Genomic DNA, 19,696 nt, shown 5'->3' with positions numbered 1-19,696 from the left:
GGGACCAGTCAACGATCCTTTCCTCAAGGTTCGATCAAGATGCGGATAGTTTTTCCGAAGGGCTAATCCACCGTCTTTATTTTGCAGTGCTCAACAGAAGACGTAGGGGCTAGGATGATCGAACAAGTCAGGGGGGAGACTTACTCCTGCTAACACGCGTGGTGAGGTCGTCAACAATCGACCAGGCCCGTTTTACAGGAGTTGGATACAGAAGTGTTTCTCAGAACTTTCGGTTGGTCTTTTGGGGTCAGCGCAGCCGCCTTGGTAATTGCATTCCTCTACGGGGGACCGCAAGCACTCATCTTGTGCCTCATTCTCGGCGTCCTTGAAATTAGCCTCAGCTTCGATAATGCGGTGGTTAACGCCCGCATCCTCGAACGTATGAACGCTTTCTGGCAGAAGATGTTCCTGTCTGTTGGTGTCATCATCGCCGTCTTCGGCATGCGCGTCCTTTTCCCCCTCTTGATCGTTGGCGTGACCGCTAATCTCAATCCGGTAGAGGCCATCAACTTGGCTCTGCAAAAGGGTGATCCAAACGCACCGGGCACCTACGGCTATCTGCTCCATGAAGCCCACCCGCAGATCGCGGCGTTCGGCGGGCTGTTCCTGCTGATGCTTTTCCTCGACTTTATGTTTGAAGACCGCGACATAAAGTGGATCAGATTCCTTGAAGTTCCAATGGCCAAAATTGGCCTACTCGACAGTGCGTCCCTGGTAGTTGGACTTGTCGCCCTGGTCCTCGCCGGCAGCCTCTCGGGAGAGCACCAGGGCATCGTGTTGCTCTCTGGGCTCCTGGGAATCATCACATATCTCCTCGTCAATGGCCTGGGCAACCTCTTCGATGTAGACCACGATGGCGACATAGATTTCGATGACGCCGCCGCTACCGTCCACGCCGGCCCCAGCGCGCCAGCCAAGCTGGCCGGTAAAGCTGCCTTTATGCTCTTCCTCTACCTTGAGGTCATCGACGCGTCCTTCTCATTCGACGGCGTCATCGGCGCCTTCGCCATCACGTCGGACCCCATCATCATCGCCTTGGGCCTGGGCCTGATCGGGGCCATGTTCGTGCGCTCCCTGACGGTCTACCTTGTTCGACAGGGAACCCTGGACGAGTACGAATACCTCGACCACGGCGCGCACTGGGCTATCGGCGCTCTCGCCGTCATCCTGCTCATCACCATCTCGGTTTCTATCAACGAGGTCATCACGGGCCTCATCGGTGTGGTCTTCATCGTTGCGGCCTTCATCGGCTCCACCTTGCGCAACAAGAAGAAGGCCGTGCTCGCCGGTGAGGCAGAAATTACCGAACTTTCCACAGTTTCCAAGTAAACACAGAACAGGAGCATGACGATGGGGTTAAGTCTTACAAAGGGCCAGTCACTGTCGCTGACAAAGCGGAACGGCGAGTCGCTCACCAAAATTCGACTGGGCCTTGGCTGGGACTCCGCTGTTCCCGCTAAACGGGGCTTTTTCGGTGGCACCAAAACGGTCGAAATTGACCTCGACGCCTCGGCCATCCTGTTCGATGCCAACAAGCAGCCTCTGGACTTGGTTTTCTTCAACAACCTGAAGAGCAAAGACGGTTCCATCAAGCACACCGGCGACAATCTCACCGGCGCCGGAGATGGCGACGATGAATCGATCACCGTTGATCTCAGTGCGGTCTCCCCCGCCGCGGCACATATTGTTTTCGTCATCACGAGCTACAGCCAGCAAACCTTCGACATGGTGGAAAACGCTTTCTGTCGGGTCATTGATGAATCTGTGGCTGCAGCCCCGGAAGTGGCCAAGTACCAGCTGACGGAATCTGGCCGACACACGGCCATGATTATGGCGAAGCTCTCCCGGGACGTCGGCGGCTGGCGTTTCCAAGCCATCGGTGCCCCGGCGAACGGCAAGACCGCGCACGACGTCCTTCAGCCCGCAGCTGCTGCCCTCTAAGACCAACCCCCTAAGGAGATACCATGGCAAGCCTCACTCTCAGCAAGGGAAGCAACCTCTCCCTGAGCAAAGCAGATCCCGGCCTCCGCAAGGCCATGATCGGCCTCGGCTGGGATCCCCGCACGACAGCGGGACAGCAGTTCGATCTCGACGCCTCCGCCTTGCTCCTCACGGCAGCCGGAAAAGTTCGCTCCAACGATGACTTCATCTTCTACAACCAGCTCGCCTCCAAGGACGGCGCCGTGGTCCACCAAGGCGACAACCGTACCGGTGAGGGCGAGGGTGACGACGAGCAGGTCCTCATCGACCTGGCCTCGCTGTCCCCCGAGATCGAAAAAATTGTGGTGGTGGTTTCTATAGACCAAGCTGACTCCCGCGGCCAAAACTTCGGTCAGGTGCGGGATGCTTTCTGCCGTGTCGTCAACGAGGACACCAACACAGAGATCGTCCGGTACGACCTCACAGAGGATGCTGCCTCTGAAACCTGCATGATCTTCGCGGAGATCTACCGGCATAACGGCGACTGGAAGTTCCGTGCGGTAGGCCAGGGCTACGCCACAGGCCTACATGGAATCGCTACTGACTTCGGCATCGTCCTCGACTGACTTCTCCGGTCCGCCGAGCCTCAGGCCCACGGACCGGAACAATTTTTAACAACTTGAAGGAGCAGGTAATGGCTGGACTTACCCTGACCAAGGGATCCAATTTGTCGCTGACAAAGTCAGCGCCGGGACTGACCAAAGTACATGTCGGGTTGGGTTGGGATCCCCGCACGACGACGGGTGACGCCTTCGACTTGGACGCCTCGGCGCTCCTGCTCGGCGAGGACGGAAAAGTCCGTTCCTCAGCGGACTTCATTTTCTACAATCAGCCGGCAACCCCCGACGGCGCTGTTGTCCACCAGGGCGACAACCGTTCAGGTGTCGGTGACGGGGATGACGAGATTGTCGCCGTCGACCTTTCTACCCTCTCGGCGGACGTTTCCCGCATCGTCTTCGTTGTTTCCATCGACCAGGCAGATGAACGGCGCCAGAACTTCGGCCAGGTCCGCTCGGCTTACTGCCGGATTGTCAACCAGGACAACGACACCGAAATCGTTCGCTACGACCTCAGCGAAGACGCCGCCCCGGAAACCTGCATGATCTTCTCGGAGCTGTACCGGCACAACGGTGAATGGAAGTTCAAGGCAGTTGGCCAGGGCTACGCCTCAGGCCTTGCCGGTGTCGCCGCCGACTTCGGCGTCCAGCTCGGTTAAGTACCCCATAGAAAGAGAGACGGAACATGAGCATGCAACTGACGCCGCCGGAGGCCGCCACATCGACACCGCTGGTACTGAGCGCACCGGAACCCGTGGGCATCGTCAAAGTTGACGACGCCCCCGGCATGGTCCCGGTGCCGGCCGAACGCCAGCAGGAGATCAATGCCCAGGCTCGCGCCTTCGTTACCGAGGTCTCGGCAATGAGCCCGTTCAGCCCCGAGTACTCCAGCAAGATCGATGGCATCAACCGGCTTGGCGGCCAGCAGTTGGTGGCCTCCGCCAACACCTCCAGCAGGCTGCTGGAGCGGTCATCCACGTCACTGGCCGGAGCGAAAAAGTCCGGCAGCAACGCTCAAGTGCAGGTTGCCTCAACGCTGGGTGAGCTCCGCTCGACAGTTGAGGACCTGACTCCGAACAACGCCGACTTGGGCGTTGGCCGGAAAATCCTGGGCATCATCCCGGGCGGTAACAAGCTTGCGAAGTACTTCCAGCGCTACGAGAGCGCCCAGACCCAGCTGGACAAGATCATCAAGTCCCTGATGGCAGGCCAGGACGCCCTGCTCAAAGACAATGCCTCGCTCGCGGAGGAAAAGACCCGGTTGTGGGAAACCATGCAGGGCTTGAGCGAATATGCCGTATTCGCCAAGGCGCTGGACACAGCAACTGCCAGCAGGATCGACGAGATGAAGATGCAGGGCCAGATCGAGGAGGCCAACAAGCTCGACTCGGATGTCCTGTACCCGATCCGCCAGCGCCATCAGGACATCCTGACCCAGCTGGCTGTCTCGGTTCAGGGCTACTTAGCAATCGACATGATCCGCAAAAACAACACCGAGCTGATCAAGGGCGTCGAGCGGGCCCGCACAACTACGATCTCCGCACTGCGTACCGCCGTGATCGTGGCACAGGCGCTGGCAAACCAGAAAATGGTGCTGGACCAGATCGACGCCATCAACACGACAACGAACAACATGATCCTTAAGACGTCCGAGATGCTCAAGGACCAGACCGCGAGGATCCACCAGCAGGCAGCGAGTTCCGGGGTCAGCGTGGATACACTGCAGAAGGCTTTCGATAACGTCTTCCAGACCATGGACGCGATCGACACCTTCCGGTCCCAGGCCAACAAGAGCATGGAAGGCACCGTGCATGCCCTCGAAGCAGGTCTCGAACGTGCCAGGCCTTACCTGGAGCGAGTTCGGCAACAAGAAGGCAACTAGTGTCCGCACAACGAATGGCCCGATCTCAGCATGGTCGGTAAGTTTCTGGGGTCCCTGTTCGGTCCCGCTGCTGCACGCAGCTCCAACACCGAACAGGGGCCCGATCCCGTGCTCGACCAGAACGCCGTAGACCTTGCTGCCAGTGGGACGGCCCTCGACGCTCTCCGTAGCGAAACCCGACAGGCAGGAGGCGAGGTGCCCACCTTGGTCTACTCGCAGTTCCGGCAACTTGACGACCTTCTGGCCCCCTTGATGGTCCACATGCAAAAGACCGGCGCCTCCGCTGAGCAGGTGGTCCTTGCCGGTGCCGTTATCGGCGATTACCTTCCTACTTCCCTGAGGACCTACCTGATGCTGCCCAAATCGGTCCGAGTGTACGGTTCCCGCGAAACAGCCACCCTGCTTGCGCAGCTCGCAACTCTCCATTCCACTGTCCTTGACCTTAACCAGCAGGTCCGTGGCGGCACCGCAACAGAACTGACCATTCACGGCCGGTTCCTTCAGGACAAGTTCGATCTTGGCAGTCTTCACCTGGAAGGAAGCTAGTGCCTTCAATGATCCCGGGCAGCAATGCTGCCTTAACCGTCGAGAACCCCGCCCTCCGGAAAGTCCTCGTTGCCTTCGGCTGGACCATCACCCAAAGCCTCGGACCCCAGGCCGAGCTTGTTCCGATGGCCATAATGTGCGGCCAGGATGGGTTGGCCCTTTCCGACGACCACCTGGTGTTCTTCAACCAGCTGACGACCCCCGAGGGCAGCATGGAGTTCGTTGGGACGGACGACCAGGAACAAATCGACGTCGACCTGGCTTCGGTGCCAGACAACGTGCGGAAAATTGCCTTCGTTCTGTACGTGGACCCAGACTTACGTGGGCCTGGGAATTTCGGGGCCGTCAAGAACGCCTACGTGAGGGTCGCGGACGAGAATAGCCGCGAACTCCTGCGCTTCGATATCCCCGCCGGGAACCAGATGCAGATCAAGGCCATGCTGTTCGGGGAGCTGTACCGGCACAGCGGTGGTTGGAAGTTCCGGGCTATCGGCCAGGGCTACCAGAACGGACTTGCCGGCGTGGCCGCCGATTACAAACTGGCCTTCTGACATGAATTACTCTGCGCGGCCCCCGCGCCCCGACGTCACCTATCTGTCCCGCCGCCGTCGGCCGGGCCCTGCCTCCACCGCGCCAGCCCCCGGCCGAATCGCCGCTGCGCGCATGGACGAAACACGGCGCCCAGCGCCGTCTCCGGGCCTAACCCTTGAACGCCCGCGAACCGGCACTGGCGGACCCAGCGGTGCAGGTACGTCCGCCCCGAGGAGTACGCCTCCTGCCCCGCACGCCCCGGTCCTCGAATCCGCGCTGCTCTTCGATGCACCGAGATTCACGGACACCCGCCAGATGACCGAGAATGCGCCCATCGTGCGGCTCAATGCACGCCAGTCCGGCATCGGGACGCTGCTGGTACACGGCGCGAGGTCCATGGCCTGGGAGGATACCGACCAGCTGACAGGTGCTGAAAGCGTCCACGGAGAGACCGCCGGAGTTGCCAGCCGGACCGCCGGAAACCGCAAACTGGTGGCGTTCCACGACGGGTCGGCTGCCATCACACTAAGACACGTCAAACGGCTCCGGCGCGCGATCTTCATTGCGCAGGACCAGCCACTGGTTGTCAGCCTCTTTGGGGAAGCCGCGTTGGCGGTCGCACCCACCACCCCGGACGGCAGGGGTGCGGTCCTGTATATCTCCCGCATCGATAACCTCCTTGAGCTTCGTGCGGAGTACATCGAGTCCGCAAACGACCAGACCATTTGGGCTGCCTTCGGTTTCACCATGACAACTCCGACCCACATACAAACTGGTCGCCGCTAGCAATTGGTGAGCGACCATTGGGGGACAAATGCAACACTTCACATACTTGAGCCAGCCAGAACGTGAACGGCTGTTCCTCCGACCTCCAGAAAAACTATCTCGGACCTCACACCCAGGCCTGCTTGCCGTCGCCCTCGGCGCGACGCTTTACGCACCCGCGAACCGGCCGGCCCTGGCGAAGGCTGTGCTCAAACAGACGGAACGCGGCTGCCTCAGCTTCGTCCTGTGTTTGGAAGACTCCGTGGCGGACGATGACGTGGCAGAAGCCGAAACAAATCTTCTTGACGCCCTTGCTGAACTTGCTGCCCAGCCCTGTCGCTCCGCGCTCCCGCTACTGTTCATCAGGTGCCGGACCCCCGAACAACTGCTCAACATCGGTCGCCGCGCTGGGTCCACCCTCGACGTCCTGGCTGGCTTCGTCCTGCCCAAATTTGAAAACGACACGGGAAAGGGACTGGCCTTTTTTGAGGCATTGCGACAGCTAAACCGTGAGGCCGGACGGACCAGACCAACGGAGAAATTGTCGCCGCTCCTGTGCATGCCCATCATTGAGGACCCCGTCACCACTTACGTGGAAACCAGGACGGCAGCCCTGCACAGCGCACTGACCGCAATCACCGCCAACCGCGACTTGGTCCTGTGCATCCGCATTGGGGCTACAGACATGTCCGGCGCATTCGGCCTCCGCCGGTCACGAGACCTGACCATCTATGACGTCAATGTGGTGGCAAATGTGATCGGCGATGTCGTAAATGTCTTCGGCCGAACGGGCAGCAGCTGGGTCATCACCGGTCCCGTATGGGAGCACTTCTCCAACAAAGAGCGCGTCCTGCGTCCCCTTCTAAGGGCGACGCCATTCAGTAATGTCCACGAGGAGGCTCTGCGCCAGCGCCTGCTGCTGGAGAACCTCGATGGGCTGATTCGGGAGATCGAACTCGATCAGGCAAACGGCCTTCTGGGCAAGACCGTCATTCACCCAAGCCACGTCCCTGTGGTGCACTCAATGTCCGTTGTCAGCCACGAGGAGTTCCTGGACGCAACTGACATCGCCGCCGGGCTTTCCGGCGGGGTCCAGGCCTCGTCTTATGGAAACAAGATGAACGAGCACAAGCCCCACCGTTCCTGGGCTGAACGAACCCTGCTGCGGGCCAGAGCCTTCGGGGTGGCAAATCACGGAATCAGCTTTGCAGAGCTCTGGGAAGCGAGTATGAAATGACAGTCGCACAATCCACACTCTTGGATCCGGCCGCGAGCTTCACTGAGTGGGGGTTCGCCGTCTCGCCCAGTTCCCGGCCCAGCCTTTTGCCGGTGACGGACCTGGTGGACCTGGCCTTGCGTCGAAACCCCAAGCGCTCCCATCTGCTGGTCTCGCGGGTCTTGGCAAAACATGTTCCAACCGAGCCAGGAATCGCGGTGGCAGCGGGCCTGCTATTGGGCATGCAGGTGCGTCATGCTCTCCGCCCGCATGCCGACACTGACACCCTAGTCCGTGACGCGGCGTCGCGGTTCCACGACCTGCTGGCCGGGGAACCATGGTCAAACGCCAACCGGGCAGTCGCTATCGCTGACCTCTGCCGGGACCTGCGCTGCCAGCCAGCAAGTCCTGACGTGGCAACAATCGGCTACGCCGAGACCGCTACAGGCCTCGGCCAGCTGGTGGCCGATTCACTTGGGTCCTATTACATCCATTCCACCCGCCATGCTGTGACCGGCCCGGAAGCAGTTCGCCCCTACGCAGCCTTCGAGGAGTCGCACTCCCACGCCACATACCACCAACTGCTCCCCACCCGGCATTCGGCTCTCAGCGGTGTCGGCACGATCGTGCTGGTTGATGATGAACTGAGCACCGGTGCAACCATCGTCAACACCATCACTGCTCTGCACGCCACTGCCCCGCATCGTCACTACATTGTTGCTTCCCTAATTGACCTGCGACCAGCCGCGGAACGGACCCGGCTGGACGGGCTGGCAGCCAAGCTGGACTGCAGGATCACCGTAGTGAGTCTTGCCAACGGCGACATCGCTTTGCCGGGGGACTTGCCGGCCAAGGCGGCCTCGTATGTAAGCCATTTCGCCAATGAGCTGGTCTCCGCATCGAAGGCGGGCGACGTGTCCGTTCTGGACCTCACCCGCAGCGTGGACCCGATCCGAAGTGCCCGCTTCGGGAACAGTGCCAGGGCCACGGCCAGCGGTGCCGACCGCATTGCCGAGGAGGTGGCCACCGTGGTTCCTCCGACAGGCCGCCTGCTGATCCTGGCCACCGAGGAATTTATGGCGCTGCCGTTGGCCATGGCCTGTGCTCTCCAGCAAAGACTGCCCAGGGCATCAGTCCGATATTCCACCAGCACCCGCTCCCCCATTGCCGTGATTGACCGTCAGGGATATCCCGTTCGTTCAGCGGTAAGCTTCGACAGCCACAATGCAACCACAGATGGTCCCGGCCGACGGTATGCCTATAACTTCAACCAAGCAGGCCAGCGGTTTGACCACGTGTTGGTATTGGCGGAACCGGGAACGCAAGAAGCGGCGTTAACGGGCCCAGGATGCCTTGCGGAGGCTGTGTCGATGACGGGGGCCAGCGTGCACGTTGTTTTGCTGCCGGCGGCGCCACCGTTCCCCACGCCCGGAGAAGGTCCTTCCTTTGGCTCGTACGCGGCCAGCGAAGTGCGGTGGTTGATCAAGGACCTGAGCTTCGCGGAACTGGAAGCTCCCACCGCTGTACGGGAGACCGCCATCCAGTCAGGCCGGGCCAATTATGCGGAGTCGCTTCCCCAGGAATATGAGCCCTCAAGCGAGTACGAGGAACTTTATAAAGCCGCTTTGTCCAGGTCCGCGTCGCGGGTGGCGTGCGCCGTTGGACGTGTCACTGAACAGGTGCTGGCACTCAGAGCAGGCGCTCCAGTCCTCGTCTCCTTGGCACGGGCGGGGACGCCGGTCGGTATCCTGATGAAGCGCTGGGCCGCGAAGGTGCACTGCGTCGATCTCCCTCATTACACTGCCAGCATCGTGCGGGGCGTCGGGATTGACCAGACAGCACTGAGCTACCTCGCGAGCCACTACGCGCCGGAACGGATCATGTTCGTGGATGGATGGACAGGCAAAGGTGCCATCGCACGTGAACTTGAGGCGGCGGTAGCAGAGTTCTGGCGAACCGACGGAGCGCGATTCAGTCCGGAACTGGCGGTGCTGGCCGACCCGGGGCACTGCTCGGAAATATTCGGTACCCGGGATGATTTCCTGATTCCGTCGGCCTGCTTAAACTCGACAGTGTCCGGACTAGTGTCCCGCACTGTTTTCAACAGAGATCTCGTCTTCGACGACGATTTCCATGGGGCCAAATATTACCGGGAACTAGCGTCCAAGGACGTTTCCGAGGCTTTCCTCAATACAGTGTCCGAGCGCTTCGCTGACGTCTATGACAACGTCGTAACGTCGGCGGGAGCCGGCACAGTGGAGTCCGTCGGAGACAGATCTGCAGACTGGTCCGGATGGGCCGCCGTCGAGCGGATCAGCAAGGACTTCGGAATCAACAACACAAACTTGGTAAAGCCCGGGGTTGGGGAAACCACACGGGTACTCCTGCGCCGGGTGCCTTGGAAGATCCTGGTGAGATCCACCTCAAGGGAAGACGTGCAGCACGTGCTTCTGCTGGCAAAGCTCCGCGACGTGGATGTGGAGTATGTGGATGACCTTCCATATACATGTGTCGGCCTCATTCATCCTCTGCGCCGTGCGGTGTCGATGACGGACGCAGACGCGAAGGCAGAAGCACTATGACCATAGTTGCTGATGGGACCGAGCCTCATGTGGCCTCATCGCCCCACGTCCATGCGCTCATGGTCGCTTCTGACCTTGACCGGACACTAATCTACTCGGCTAATTCGATGGCTCTGCGGTGTTCTGACAGTTCTGCACCCTCACTGGTGGTCGCAGAAGTCTACGAAGGCGCACCCTTATCCTTCATGACCCGGACAGCCTGGAATGCCCTGGAATGCCTTGCCCGGCACGCGATTTTTGTTCCCGTCACCACTCGAACAGTGCTGCAATTCCGCCGCGTCAACATCCCCGGACGGGACCAAGGTTACGCCGTTACAACAAACGGGGCGGTCCTCTTGCAGGACGGAGTCCCGGATCCCGCATGGACCGAGCTAATCCAATCCACCGTCCATTCCAATTGCGCACCATTGCAGGAAGTCCACGATCACGTCCTCGGCCCCGGCAGCCCCCCAGCGATCCTGCGGGGTCGAGTAGCCGAGGACGTCTTCGTGTACTGCATGGTGAACCGCGAAGAACTATCTGCCCACTATCTGGAAGACTTATCGGGGTGGTGCCAAGAACGTGGATGGACCATCTCTTTGCAGGGCAGGAAACTATACTTAATTCCGTCTCCCGTAACCAAGGAGGCGGCCCTGGCAGAAGTTCGACGCCGGCAACCCGTAGACATGCTGGTGGCAGCGGGCGACTCAAAACTTGATGCCGGGATATTAGAGGTTGCCGATGTGGCCATCAGGCCGGCCCACGGCGAACTGGACCGAACTGCATTTCACCTCCCCCACCTTAGAGTGACGTCCGCTTCCGGGATCATGGCCGGCGAGGAGATCCTGCGCTTCGCCGCCTCGCACGTTTCACGCAGCAGCGAGTCCCTAATGATTGGCGAGCACGGAACGCACACCTGCAGCCGCCAGCCTTGAACCAGTTCACCGAGGAACAGGCCGGGCATGACGGCGATCAGATCGGGCTGGAGTAAGCGCTGTCTCCGCGTCGACCGCAGGTTCGGGCCATAGCCTTCTGGTTAGCAGTCCTAACCAGAAGGCTATGGAGCCGGACGCACCCTTACTGCATTAGAGCCAGACGAAAGGGTTGTTCCCTCAAGGACTAGAAAGTAGAAGAAGCCCGCAGCCTCCTTATCCGACCGTTCCTTGGATCAGGGGATCGATGAGCTCGGGACGTCCAGCTTGGACTGCGGCGATAGCCGACCCGAAAGCCCTCCAGGCAGCAGCGTTCCCGTTGGTGCTGAGGCTGTCCGTGAGGTTCGATGTGGCTTTTTGGAGGCCCACGAGCCATTCCGACTGCCTTTTCCAGATGTCAGGGGCCTTGGCCACTGGCACGAGGGTCGCCAGGACCTCGGGTATCAGGTGATGCATTGGTTGGTGCGCCTTGGTGAGTTCGATGGCCTTGTTCAGGGTGCTGACGAGGATCCTCTCGGCTTCGTCGGCCCATCGGGCCGGGGAAAGGTGCTCGTGAACCGACACGGGGTCTCGGAGTTCTGCTGCGAGGTCTGGGTGGAGTTGAACGGGGTGCCCTGTCGGGCGCCCTGTCCACCTGACCTCTCGGACATCGCGTTCGAGGGACTGGTCGGCATTGAAGTAGGGATCATTGAGGAGCTTCCCTCTGCCGTCCGTGAGGGTGACGCGTGCAACCCGGTCACCTGTGCCGTGCTCTCGCTGATATTCGTCTGTGACCCCTGTGGGCGTCAGCACGAGGACCTCTGTCCCGTCCGGCGAGACCGACGGGAACCACAGGTAGGGGTAGTCCGTGAGCATAGGGACGTTGAGGGTGATTTCACTGAATGTTCTGGTGTAGCTGTTCGTGGCGAGGCTGAAGAGCCTAGGGACTGCTCTGCCGCCCTCATGCTCAACGGTGAGAAGGCTGGATTCCCCCAAGGGCCACCAGGCGGTGTTCGCAACGTTCAGCTGCAGGGATCGGCCGGTCGTTACTTCCACGATGGTAGAGGTCCGGCTTCCAGTGATGAGCAGCCAAGAGCCGTCGCCGTTAAACCTTAAGGGTTCATTTCCGGCGATACCGTCAACTACGGTGAGCAGTCTGCGCTGCCCGTTCTCGTCGTAGAGGGCCACCGCACCCGTTGAGCCACCGAGGTGTTCGAGAGTTCCGATGGTTCCTGTGGCCCCGTGCAGGTCAACAGCGAGGACGTTGACGGTGGCGTCCAGGGGAAGGAATGCGCCGCTTTGGGCTGAGCCCACATAAAGGGAGGATGCGGGCCAGTAAAGGCCGCCGGGGTGACCGTTTTCGCTGAACGTCGCGTTGCGTCCGTCAATAGCTCCCAGATCGTGTGCCGGCGGTAGCCCCCACACTTCGTGGGTGAGACGGGCGCTGGCGACTGCCCTACCGGTCACGGGGTCCAAGCTGGCAGAGGTCACGGTGAGCCAAGTGGGCGAGATGGGGGCGTCCCCTGAGCTTCGCCACGAGTGCTCGAATCCCGCTCCCCTCTTCGCCCTCAGGTGGTGGGCCAAGGTGTTGATCGATTCGAAGGTGGAGTGCTCCTCGGGCACAGACTCCCGGACTCGTTCTATGGTGGTGTACACGGCCAGCGCTGGCCATCGGAAGGGCCGCAGGTCGGTTGTCTCGGGGGGAAAGCTTTCAAGCCGTTTCCAGAGTGGGATGCCGTCGGGTTCGGGTGGGAGGACGGGCTCTGCTGACGGGGTGGCCTTCCTGAGCCGTGCGACGCCGGCGGCGAAATCGTCGGCGATGCTCTGACTGAGCTCGTCTAGCTGTTCCGCGCTCACGTTATCGGGGACGGGGCGCACGAAAGCCTGAATACCCTCGATGCGCTCAAGCATGTACGGTCCCATGCCGTCGAGCTCTTGGAGCTGGCCTGAGTCCTCGTCCGCGGACCCAATGCCAAGAACTAAGAGGGTCCTGTTGCCGAACATCCCGAAGATCACGCTGGTGTTGTCGCCGTCGATGTCCGTGACGATGGTTTTGTAAAGGTCGAGGCCGAGCCGTTCCCAGGAATGGGCTGCCCGTCTCAATGATGGGGACAGCGTTGCCCACCCTTGGGATTCTGCCCTGAAGTGCATAAATGTGGGTGCCTCCCAGGGCGGCACAACATCTGCCCCGGCAAGAACCCGGATGACCTCCTGCGACGAGGATCCGAGGTGCACCATCCCGACTGACAGCGGTTGGGGTGCATTTTGAAAGGGCGCCAGGATTGCTTCATAGATGAGGCCGGAGTTTGACCCCGGGGCGCAGGCCACGACCACCGCTGCCCCGTGTGTGCCTTCGACAGCGGTCCATGTAGTTTCGGGATCCCGGGTCAGTCGAAAGAAGCCGCGGCCGAGGGGGCGCGAGTCTCTCAGTACGGGAGCGATCGCGACGGCGCGCTCGAGGATATCCTCCACTGGTAGCGGTCCGCTTAGCACGAAACTGAGCCCAGAATTGCTCAGAAGCGTGTAGAGCAGTTGCCGTGGGTCGGTTTTCTCTAGGCCAGGGTCCGCCAGGGAGGTCTCCCCACTCGAGTCCTCGGTTAAAGGAGAGGCGCCGTGGCTCTGGGACTGCCCGGCTTGAGGAGAATAGCTTCCCGCGCGGATCCCTTGGATGAGGGCTTCACGGACGGGTTCTGATTCGAGCTGTTCGGCGAGGTGGTTATGGACCGCAATCTTCCCTGGGTCCCCAGTGAGGTAGTCCCAGAGCATCTGCTCGTTGAAGCCCGGCAGAGCGTAAAGGGCTTCGAAACCGTCTCCAGCCTCGGGGCGATGGAGCGCCGTAAAGGAGCGGCGGACCTCGGAAGTGACATAGTTGAAGACGGCCGTGAGTACGCTGGAAAGCTCTCCGGCGTGCCCCGGTCCGGCTGCCTCGGCGCAGTCCCTAGCGAGTGCGAGCATACTGGGTTCGGATAAGAGGTGGGCGCTGTGTGCCCGTACTGGGACCTCCACCACTGCGGACCCCTGAGGTGAGACATTTTTGCGGTTAAACCAGACCATGTGGCTCTCCTTTGTTGATGACGGAAGACCTCGGAGAACCGCTGATGCGTCTCCGCGGGTAAGCCCCTCTTGAATCGGGACAAGGCTCAGGGTCTGGGGCCAGTGGTTTCGTCCCGAACGGGGTGGAATGAAATTGCAATGAGATGACATCAAAGTCCCGATTGCGCTTGACGCGGGTCGGTAGCCGCTGGTGCTGCATCGGCTCCGCATCTTTTCCACCATCGTCTGTCGTGGCTCTCTACGTCCCTGCCTCTTGCCGCAACCGGGCGTGATTTTGTCTTTACGTTCTTTCCCGGTTTGAGACGACAAATCTCGAGCCGCAGGGGTCACCGTTTCAGGCCGCCATGCCCGGCCTTATTTCCGGATGTGACGTTTGATCTCGTCCTCTATCTGACGCGACGTTGTAGTCCCGTAGTCCTTTGCGATGTCGAATGCGGCCTTCTGGATGTCACCGGTGGCGACGTTATACGTCGAACCTGCTGCCACTATCAAGGCCTGGGCGGTGGCTTTCGCTCGTTCTTGCCAACTTGCCATTTCTTTCTCCTTTGCATGATGTTGCTTTGCTTCTTGTCTTTCCATCAGCATTGCCATCAGAGGTGATTGCCGTCTGCGGCTCCCCCTGGTCGTACAGTGGCCACTTACAGGCTTCATCAGATCCAATATGTGTAAGTTCGGAAACGCTGATGGCGACAGGCTACTTCACTCCCGTGTCGGATTACTTCCTTGTCAGAAGAAAGGCAAAAGATTGCGGGAAGCTGTGCGTCGAGTATCGTCAAAATGCAGCGCATATCTGAAAGTTCATTGACATGCGGCTGTCTATGACATAGAAACTCCATACTGCATCTGTCAGCGCGGTGGAAAGGAAAAAATTCAATGGCATGTGCGTGTACTAACTCCGGGAAGTCGAAGTGTGCATGGTGTAAAGAGGCAGAGGCTCATGGCATCTCAGTTGATCGGCATAAATGTCAATGGGGAACCTGCTCAAAATAGTCCCGCAAACCTCCTGGTTCATACTTTCATCCGTAACCGTGAGCTGCAGTGGGCGGACTAAAATCTGGTAGAAGCTACGCGGCCTGTGGTCGGCCCGGAGGCGGATCAGCCTAAGCTGGTTGAGCCTGTCTCTTCGCGACCCCTTAAGGTTTACGATTTTCGTTCAACTTCGCGTTCGCGCGAGCGAAAGAACCCACAACGCACTCCAAAAAACCTCAACCCCTGACGTGACGACCGGCATGGATCATCGCGATCTGCACATAGCCTTGAAATGAGAAACTAGTGGCAAAGACCTGTCCCCAATGCGCGAAAAAGACCGGCATGGACGTCGGTCGTCCCGACAACCAAGGGTGGTATAAGTACGTCTGCCAGTTGTGCAGATTCGAGTGGAAGAGCCCAGATAAGCCTTAGTTTGGCCGGCATGCCAGGACACCAAAAATCAATTGCCCCACGCGTGAGAACACTTGAAGCAGCACAAGGCTTCTGTAAAACGACAGCGGAGAAGACATGAAATCCGAAGAAAGCACCTACTCCACCAAACTCGACATCGGACAAATCCGCCAGGTGCTGCGCAGCGCGCTCGGCAATGCCTCCATCAGCAACTTGCAATTCGATGCACTCGACGAACAACCTGACTTTGGCTTTGCTGCCGAAAAGAGCGGACTGGTTGGAGGATCCTCAGCTATCCAAGTGCATGTAAATGATATAGGAGAACAACGTCACATAGGGTTTGTGGCCTTGGGCGACGGGGGCTTCGCAAGGGCTTGGAGCGGAGCCCGCAATTCTGTATCGCTCTCGGGCAGCAGAAAACTTGTTGCGACTTCAGTGGAGGCACTTAAGCGCGCGGACTCAGCTCTCACCCTGATCGGATAGACAACTTTCAGGCTGCTGGAGGCCGTTAGTTATGTTCAAACATTGGCGGCCTTCAGCATGGCATTCGAACGATCGGAGCGTGGACTATCAATTGGTATGTAGCATTATTGCTTCGCATGGCAGGGTATGTGTGCCGTGCATGTGGATATGAAACGTCGTATCCGGGCAACTTTCGAAAATGTCCAGTATGTGGAATTAAGTGGGGGTAATTCTGCAGCTTCCGCAGGCTACCGACCCGCACAACCGGAAAGCGGCGAGCGTACGTCTTCCCGACCGCCCTGGACAGGTCCAGCTACCGGGTGTGCATGATTGCTCACGAACCGGTAAGTCCCCGGCTTTGGCTGCGGCTTAGATCCGGAAGACATTCAACCAGAGGCGACACAAAGTTCTGGCTGATTCCAGTTACGTGCTGACCGCTCCTCAGCAGCCAGAGGCCCACGGCGTGCCCTGAGACTCCTCTATCGCACCCTCGAACTCAGGCCGTCAACCGCTCAATTGCGTACTTATTCAGGGGCACGCCGTTGTTGGCACCCTCGATCGCCAGCTTGCGATGCAGCTCCGGGGGCACCCGGAGGTGAGGCGGCCACTGAACTTCTGCGTCGCGATGGGCTCAGGAACCGGCTCACCTGCCTGCTTAAGATCGTCGATGACGTCGGACACTAGGCGTTCAATGCCGCGGAGCCCTTCAAACTGATCCTCGTCCAGCCAGGACAGAGACGGAAATTCAAGGATAGTGGCCACAAACTCCAGGTCCTCAGGCGACCATTGGACCGAGTAACGGTACTGCGCCACCGGGGACGGCACGGCAGCTGCTTTCCGAGTGGACATCTACTTCTCCTTGCTCCGATCGATGGCGGCTATGGCTTGCTTCACCTGATACGGCTTGGCGTTGCCATTCTTGTTCTGCAGATTGATCCTGGCATCCCCCTGCCAGGGCATTTTGAATATTGCGTTGTGGCTACCCGAACCCGACCTGGGTTCGCCAAAGTAATGAGTACAGAGTTTGAGCATGGCACTGTAGGAGACGTTCTCGGGGTGCGTTTCTAGCTTGCTTTTCGATCTTGTCGATGCTCGCCACAGACACCATGGTGCCACTCTTGGCACCACTTCTAAGATATCCCGCGCTTCGGGTGGCGACCGGCAAGTAGGGCAAGGGTGCGCCCGGCAAAACCGGACGCGCCCCCGGAGCGCCCTGAACCCTCGAGTGGTTCAAGTCGGCTGATTTCAGTCGATGAGTACCGGCTGCTTGTCTCCGTCTGAAGCTTCAACAGCGGCGGGAGTCGTACCCGACCGGTGGTTCAGCCAGCACCCCACCGCAAGGACCGCCACGAGAGCAAACGTGCTCAACAGCTGTGGACGAGAATCCTCGCCGATGAAGCCCACCGTGAAGATCGCCGCGAGGATGACCAGGCCAAGGCCCGTGAGCCACGGGAAGCCAGGCATCCGCAGCGGAAGCTCCGTTCCGTCGCGGTCGGCACGGAGGCGCAGCGCGAGCTGGGCCAGCAGGGCGGACGTCCACACCAGCAGGCAGGTCGAGCCCACAATGTTTAGCAGGACGGGAAGGACCTTCTCGGGGAAGGCCAGCTCCAGCACCACCGTGACAAGGCCGAAGGCGACGCTGGCCAGGACCGCAACCACCGGAACCCGGGCCGTCGACACCGAAGCGAGCCAACGCGGTGCCTCACCCCGCTCCGCGAGGGAGTACGCCATCCGCGACGCACCGTACAGGTTGGCGTTGAGCGCCGAGAGCAGGGCGGCGACGGCCACCAGGGTGATGGCGGTAGCTGCGCCGGACATGCCCGCGGCGTCCAGCACAGCGGCGAACGGGCTCTTCAGCCCCGCCGAACCCACAGGGACCACCGCGGCGATGACGAAGATGGCGCCTATGTAGAAGACCAGGATCCGCCACAGCACGGTCCGGACTGCCTTCTTCACACAGCGGGCCGGCTCGGCGGTCTCGGCTGCGGCCACGGACACGATCTCGGTGCCGCCGAATGCGAACGCCACCACAAACAGTGCGGTCGCGATTCCGCCAAAGCCACCGGGCGCGAAGCCCTCCCCCATGAAGTTGGACAGGCCCGGGGACTGCACGCCCGGCACCAAGCCGAAGAGCAGTGCAAAGCCAACCAGCAGGAACCCGACGATCGCCGCCACCTTGAGCAGGGCGAACCAGAACTCGAACTCGCCGAAGTTCTTCACGCTGGTCAGGTTCACGGCGGTGAGCACCACGATGAACACCAGGGCCATCAGCCACACCGGCAGCGCCGGGAAGATCGTCGCGAGCAGGCCCGCCGCGCCGAGCGCCTCGGCGGCGATGACCACCACCAGCTGCAGCCACCACAGCCAGCCGACGGTGGCACCGGCCACCGGCCCGTAAGCCTTCGCCGTGTAGACGGAGAAGGCGCCGCTGTCAGGGTTGGCGGCGGCCATCTCACCGAGCGCCCACATCACCAGGATGATGAGCGTGCCGGCCACAAGGTAGGAGATCAGCACAGCCGGGCCGGCAGCCTGGATGCCCGCGCCGGAGCCGATGAACAGGCCCGCGCCGATGGCGCTGCCCAGGCCCATCATGGTGAGCTGCCGGGGTTTGAGGGCCGCGCCGAGTGGGCGGGCAGACGTCTTTGTCTGTTGTTCCATGGGGATTCCTCTTAGTTGTTGGGAACTGTTGGGGATAAAACTTCAGGCCGCGTGGGTTTCGAGGAGCCGGAGCACGCGGTTGTTGGAGGCGGGGTCGGCAACGGTGATCCGCACGCCGTCGCCCTGGTAGACCCGGACCAGGATGCCCGCGCGGTCGAACGCATCCACCAGCCCTGCCAAGAGCTGGTCACCGACACGGATCCACAGGAAGTTGCCCTGGCTGGGCTGCAGCTTCCAGCCCTGGGCTGCCAGCTCCGCGGCCATCCGGGCGCGCTCCTGCTTCACGGAAGAGACCCGCGCTTCCATCTCCTCCCCCGCGTCCAGCGACGCGACGGCCGCCTTCTGGGCCAGCGCGCTCACACCGAAGGGAAGGGCGGTCCGCCGCAGTCCTTCGGCGATGGCCGGTGCCGCAACGGCGTAGCCCACGCGAAGTCCCGCGAGCCCATAGGCCTTGGAGAAGGTGCGCAGGATGCAGACGTTCGGGTACCGGCGGTAGAGCGCCAGGGAGTCGGGGCCGGCGTCGGCGTACTCCACGTAGGCCTCGTCGATCACCACCAGGACGCTGGACGGCACGGTCTGCAGGAAGGTCTCGAGGCGTTCATGGCTGATCGGCACGCCGGTGGGGTTGTTGGGCGTGCACAGCAGGACCACCCTGGTGCGGTCGGTGACGGCGGCGGCCATGGCGTCGAGGTCGTGGCCCTCGGCGTCGTCCAGCGGAACACGGACCGCCCGGGCGCCTGCCAGCTCCACCAGGATGGGGTACGCCTCGAAGGAGCGCCACGCGAGCACCACTTCATCCCCGGCGTCGCACAGTCCGGTGATGATCTGCTGGAGGACGCCCACGCTTCCGGGTCCCACCGCCACTTCCTCCGCGGTGACGCCAAGGTGCCGGGCCAGCCGTTCGCGGAGTTCGACGGCGGCCATGTCCGGGTAGCGGTTCATCCTGCCGGCCGCTTCGGTCACCGCAGCCATGGCGGCGGGCAGCGGGTGATAGTGGCTTTCGTTGCTGGCGAGGGCGGCGATGTCCGCGCCAGCACCTCGCCTGCCTGGGACGTAGGACGGCAGGCCGGCCACTGCGCCACGCAGGGTGGGCAACGCAGTTTCGGGAGCGGCAACAAGCTGATCACTGGTCATGAAGTCCGATCATGGAAGTGACCCGGACCACAATGCAAGGTAGGCTCCGGTGCTTGGGA

General features: G+C 60.9%; 17 protein-coding genes. 12 read left to right on the top strand and 5 right to left on the bottom strand.

Annotated elements, in window-relative coordinates:
* The first annotated feature begins 213 nt into the window (after window positions 1–213).
* The 11 genes from LDO14_RS05325 to LDO14_RS05275 all read left to right on the top strand — a co-directional run bounded on the left by LDO14_RS05325 (window position 214) and on the right by LDO14_RS05275 (window position 10,973).
* Window positions 214–1,329, top strand: a complete 1,116-nt coding sequence (locus LDO14_RS05325; RefSeq protein WP_223994157.1) for a DUF475 domain-containing protein — start codon at window positions 214–216, stop codon at window positions 1,327–1,329.
* Window positions 1,330–1,344: 15 nt separating this feature from the next.
* Window positions 1,345–1,941, top strand: coding sequence for a TerD family protein (locus LDO14_RS05320; protein WP_346656249.1), 597 nt, complete (start codon window positions 1,345–1,347; stop codon window positions 1,939–1,941).
* Between the two features lie 23 nt (window positions 1,942–1,964).
* Complete coding sequence (locus LDO14_RS05315; RefSeq protein WP_223994148.1) at window positions 1,965–2,546, top strand: TerD family protein; 582 nt, start codon at window positions 1,965–1,967, stop codon at window positions 2,544–2,546.
* A gap of 68 nt (window positions 2,547–2,614) precedes the next feature.
* Entirely contained in the window at window positions 2,615–3,196 is a 582-nt protein-coding gene (locus LDO14_RS05310; RefSeq protein ID WP_223994146.1) for a TerD family protein, read from the top strand.
* Window positions 3,197–3,222: 26 nt separating this feature from the next.
* Complete coding sequence (locus tag LDO14_RS05305) at window positions 3,223–4,419, top strand: toxic anion resistance protein (RefSeq protein ID WP_223994145.1); 1,197 nt, start codon at window positions 3,223–3,225, stop codon at window positions 4,417–4,419.
* A gap of 30 nt (window positions 4,420–4,449) precedes the next feature.
* On the top strand, window positions 4,450–4,965 hold the full coding sequence (locus LDO14_RS05300) for a hypothetical protein (protein ID WP_223994143.1): 516 nt from the start codon (window positions 4,450–4,452) through the stop codon (window positions 4,963–4,965).
* Window positions 4,966–4,973: 8 nt separating this feature from the next.
* Complete coding sequence (locus LDO14_RS05295; RefSeq protein ID WP_223995139.1) at window positions 4,974–5,516, top strand: TerD family protein; 543 nt, start codon at window positions 4,974–4,976, stop codon at window positions 5,514–5,516.
* A gap of 295 nt (window positions 5,517–5,811) precedes the next feature.
* Complete coding sequence (locus LDO14_RS05290; protein ID WP_223994140.1) at window positions 5,812–6,282, top strand: hypothetical protein; 471 nt, start codon at window positions 5,812–5,814, stop codon at window positions 6,280–6,282.
* A 46-nt stretch (window positions 6,283–6,328) separates the two neighbouring features.
* On the top strand, window positions 6,329–7,498 hold the full coding sequence (locus tag LDO14_RS05285; RefSeq protein ID WP_223994138.1) for an HpcH/HpaI aldolase/citrate lyase family protein: 1,170 nt from the start codon (window positions 6,329–6,331) through the stop codon (window positions 7,496–7,498).
* Window positions 7,495–10,059, top strand: a complete 2,565-nt coding sequence (locus LDO14_RS05280) for a phosphoribosyltransferase domain-containing protein (RefSeq protein WP_223994124.1) — start codon at window positions 7,495–7,497, stop codon at window positions 10,057–10,059. Before LDO14_RS05285 ends, LDO14_RS05280 begins: the two co-directional genes overlap by 4 nt.
* A 185-nt stretch (window positions 10,060–10,244) precedes the next feature.
* Window positions 10,245–10,973 carry an HAD family hydrolase gene (locus LDO14_RS05275; protein ID WP_223994122.1) on the top strand — a complete coding sequence of 243 codons (729 nt, stop codon included), beginning with the start codon at window positions 10,245–10,247 and terminating at the stop codon, window positions 10,971–10,973.
* 213 nt (window positions 10,974–11,186) lie between these two features.
* Here LDO14_RS05275 and LDO14_RS05270 read toward each other — a convergent pair whose 3' ends face one another.
* Together LDO14_RS05270 and LDO14_RS05265 are read right to left on the bottom strand one after the other, a co-directional pair.
* Window positions 11,187–14,003 carry a hypothetical protein gene (locus LDO14_RS05270; RefSeq protein WP_223994120.1) on the bottom strand — a complete coding sequence of 939 codons (2,817 nt, stop codon included), beginning with the start codon at window positions 14,001–14,003 and terminating at the stop codon, window positions 11,187–11,189.
* 354 nt (window positions 14,004–14,357) lie between these two features.
* Complete coding sequence (locus tag LDO14_RS05265) at window positions 14,358–14,594, bottom strand: hypothetical protein (RefSeq protein WP_223994118.1); 237 nt, start codon at window positions 14,592–14,594, stop codon at window positions 14,358–14,360.
* A gap of 906 nt (window positions 14,595–15,500) precedes the next feature.
* Between LDO14_RS05265 and LDO14_RS05260 the strand changes: the two genes are divergently transcribed.
* Entirely contained in the window at window positions 15,501–15,866 is a 366-nt protein-coding gene (locus tag LDO14_RS05260) for a hypothetical protein (RefSeq protein WP_223994116.1), read from the top strand.
* A gap of 475 nt (window positions 15,867–16,341) precedes the next feature.
* Here LDO14_RS05260 and LDO14_RS05255 read toward each other — a convergent pair whose 3' ends face one another.
* The 3 genes from LDO14_RS05255 to hisC form a co-directional block, all read right to left on the bottom strand.
* Entirely contained in the window at window positions 16,342–16,434 is a 93-nt protein-coding gene (locus LDO14_RS05255) for a toxin-antitoxin system HicB family antitoxin (RefSeq protein WP_223994114.1), read from the bottom strand.
* A gap of 656 nt (window positions 16,435–17,090) precedes the next feature.
* Window positions 17,091–18,503 carry an amino acid permease gene (locus tag LDO14_RS05250; RefSeq protein WP_223994112.1) on the bottom strand — a complete coding sequence of 471 codons (1,413 nt, stop codon included), beginning with the start codon at window positions 18,501–18,503 and terminating at the stop codon, window positions 17,091–17,093.
* A 42-nt stretch (window positions 18,504–18,545) separates the two neighbouring features.
* Window positions 18,546–19,637, bottom strand: coding sequence for a histidinol-phosphate transaminase (gene hisC, locus LDO14_RS05245; protein WP_223994110.1), 1,092 nt, complete (start codon window positions 19,635–19,637; stop codon window positions 18,546–18,548).
* Window positions 19,638–19,696 lie beyond the last annotated feature (59 nt).

The organism is Arthrobacter sp. NicSoilB11 (assembly GCF_019977375.1).
Classification (GTDB): domain Bacteria; phylum Actinomycetota; class Actinomycetes; order Actinomycetales; family Micrococcaceae; genus Arthrobacter.
Note: the sequence above shows the minus strand (reverse complement) of the source record. Positions and strands in the feature narration are given on the sequence as shown.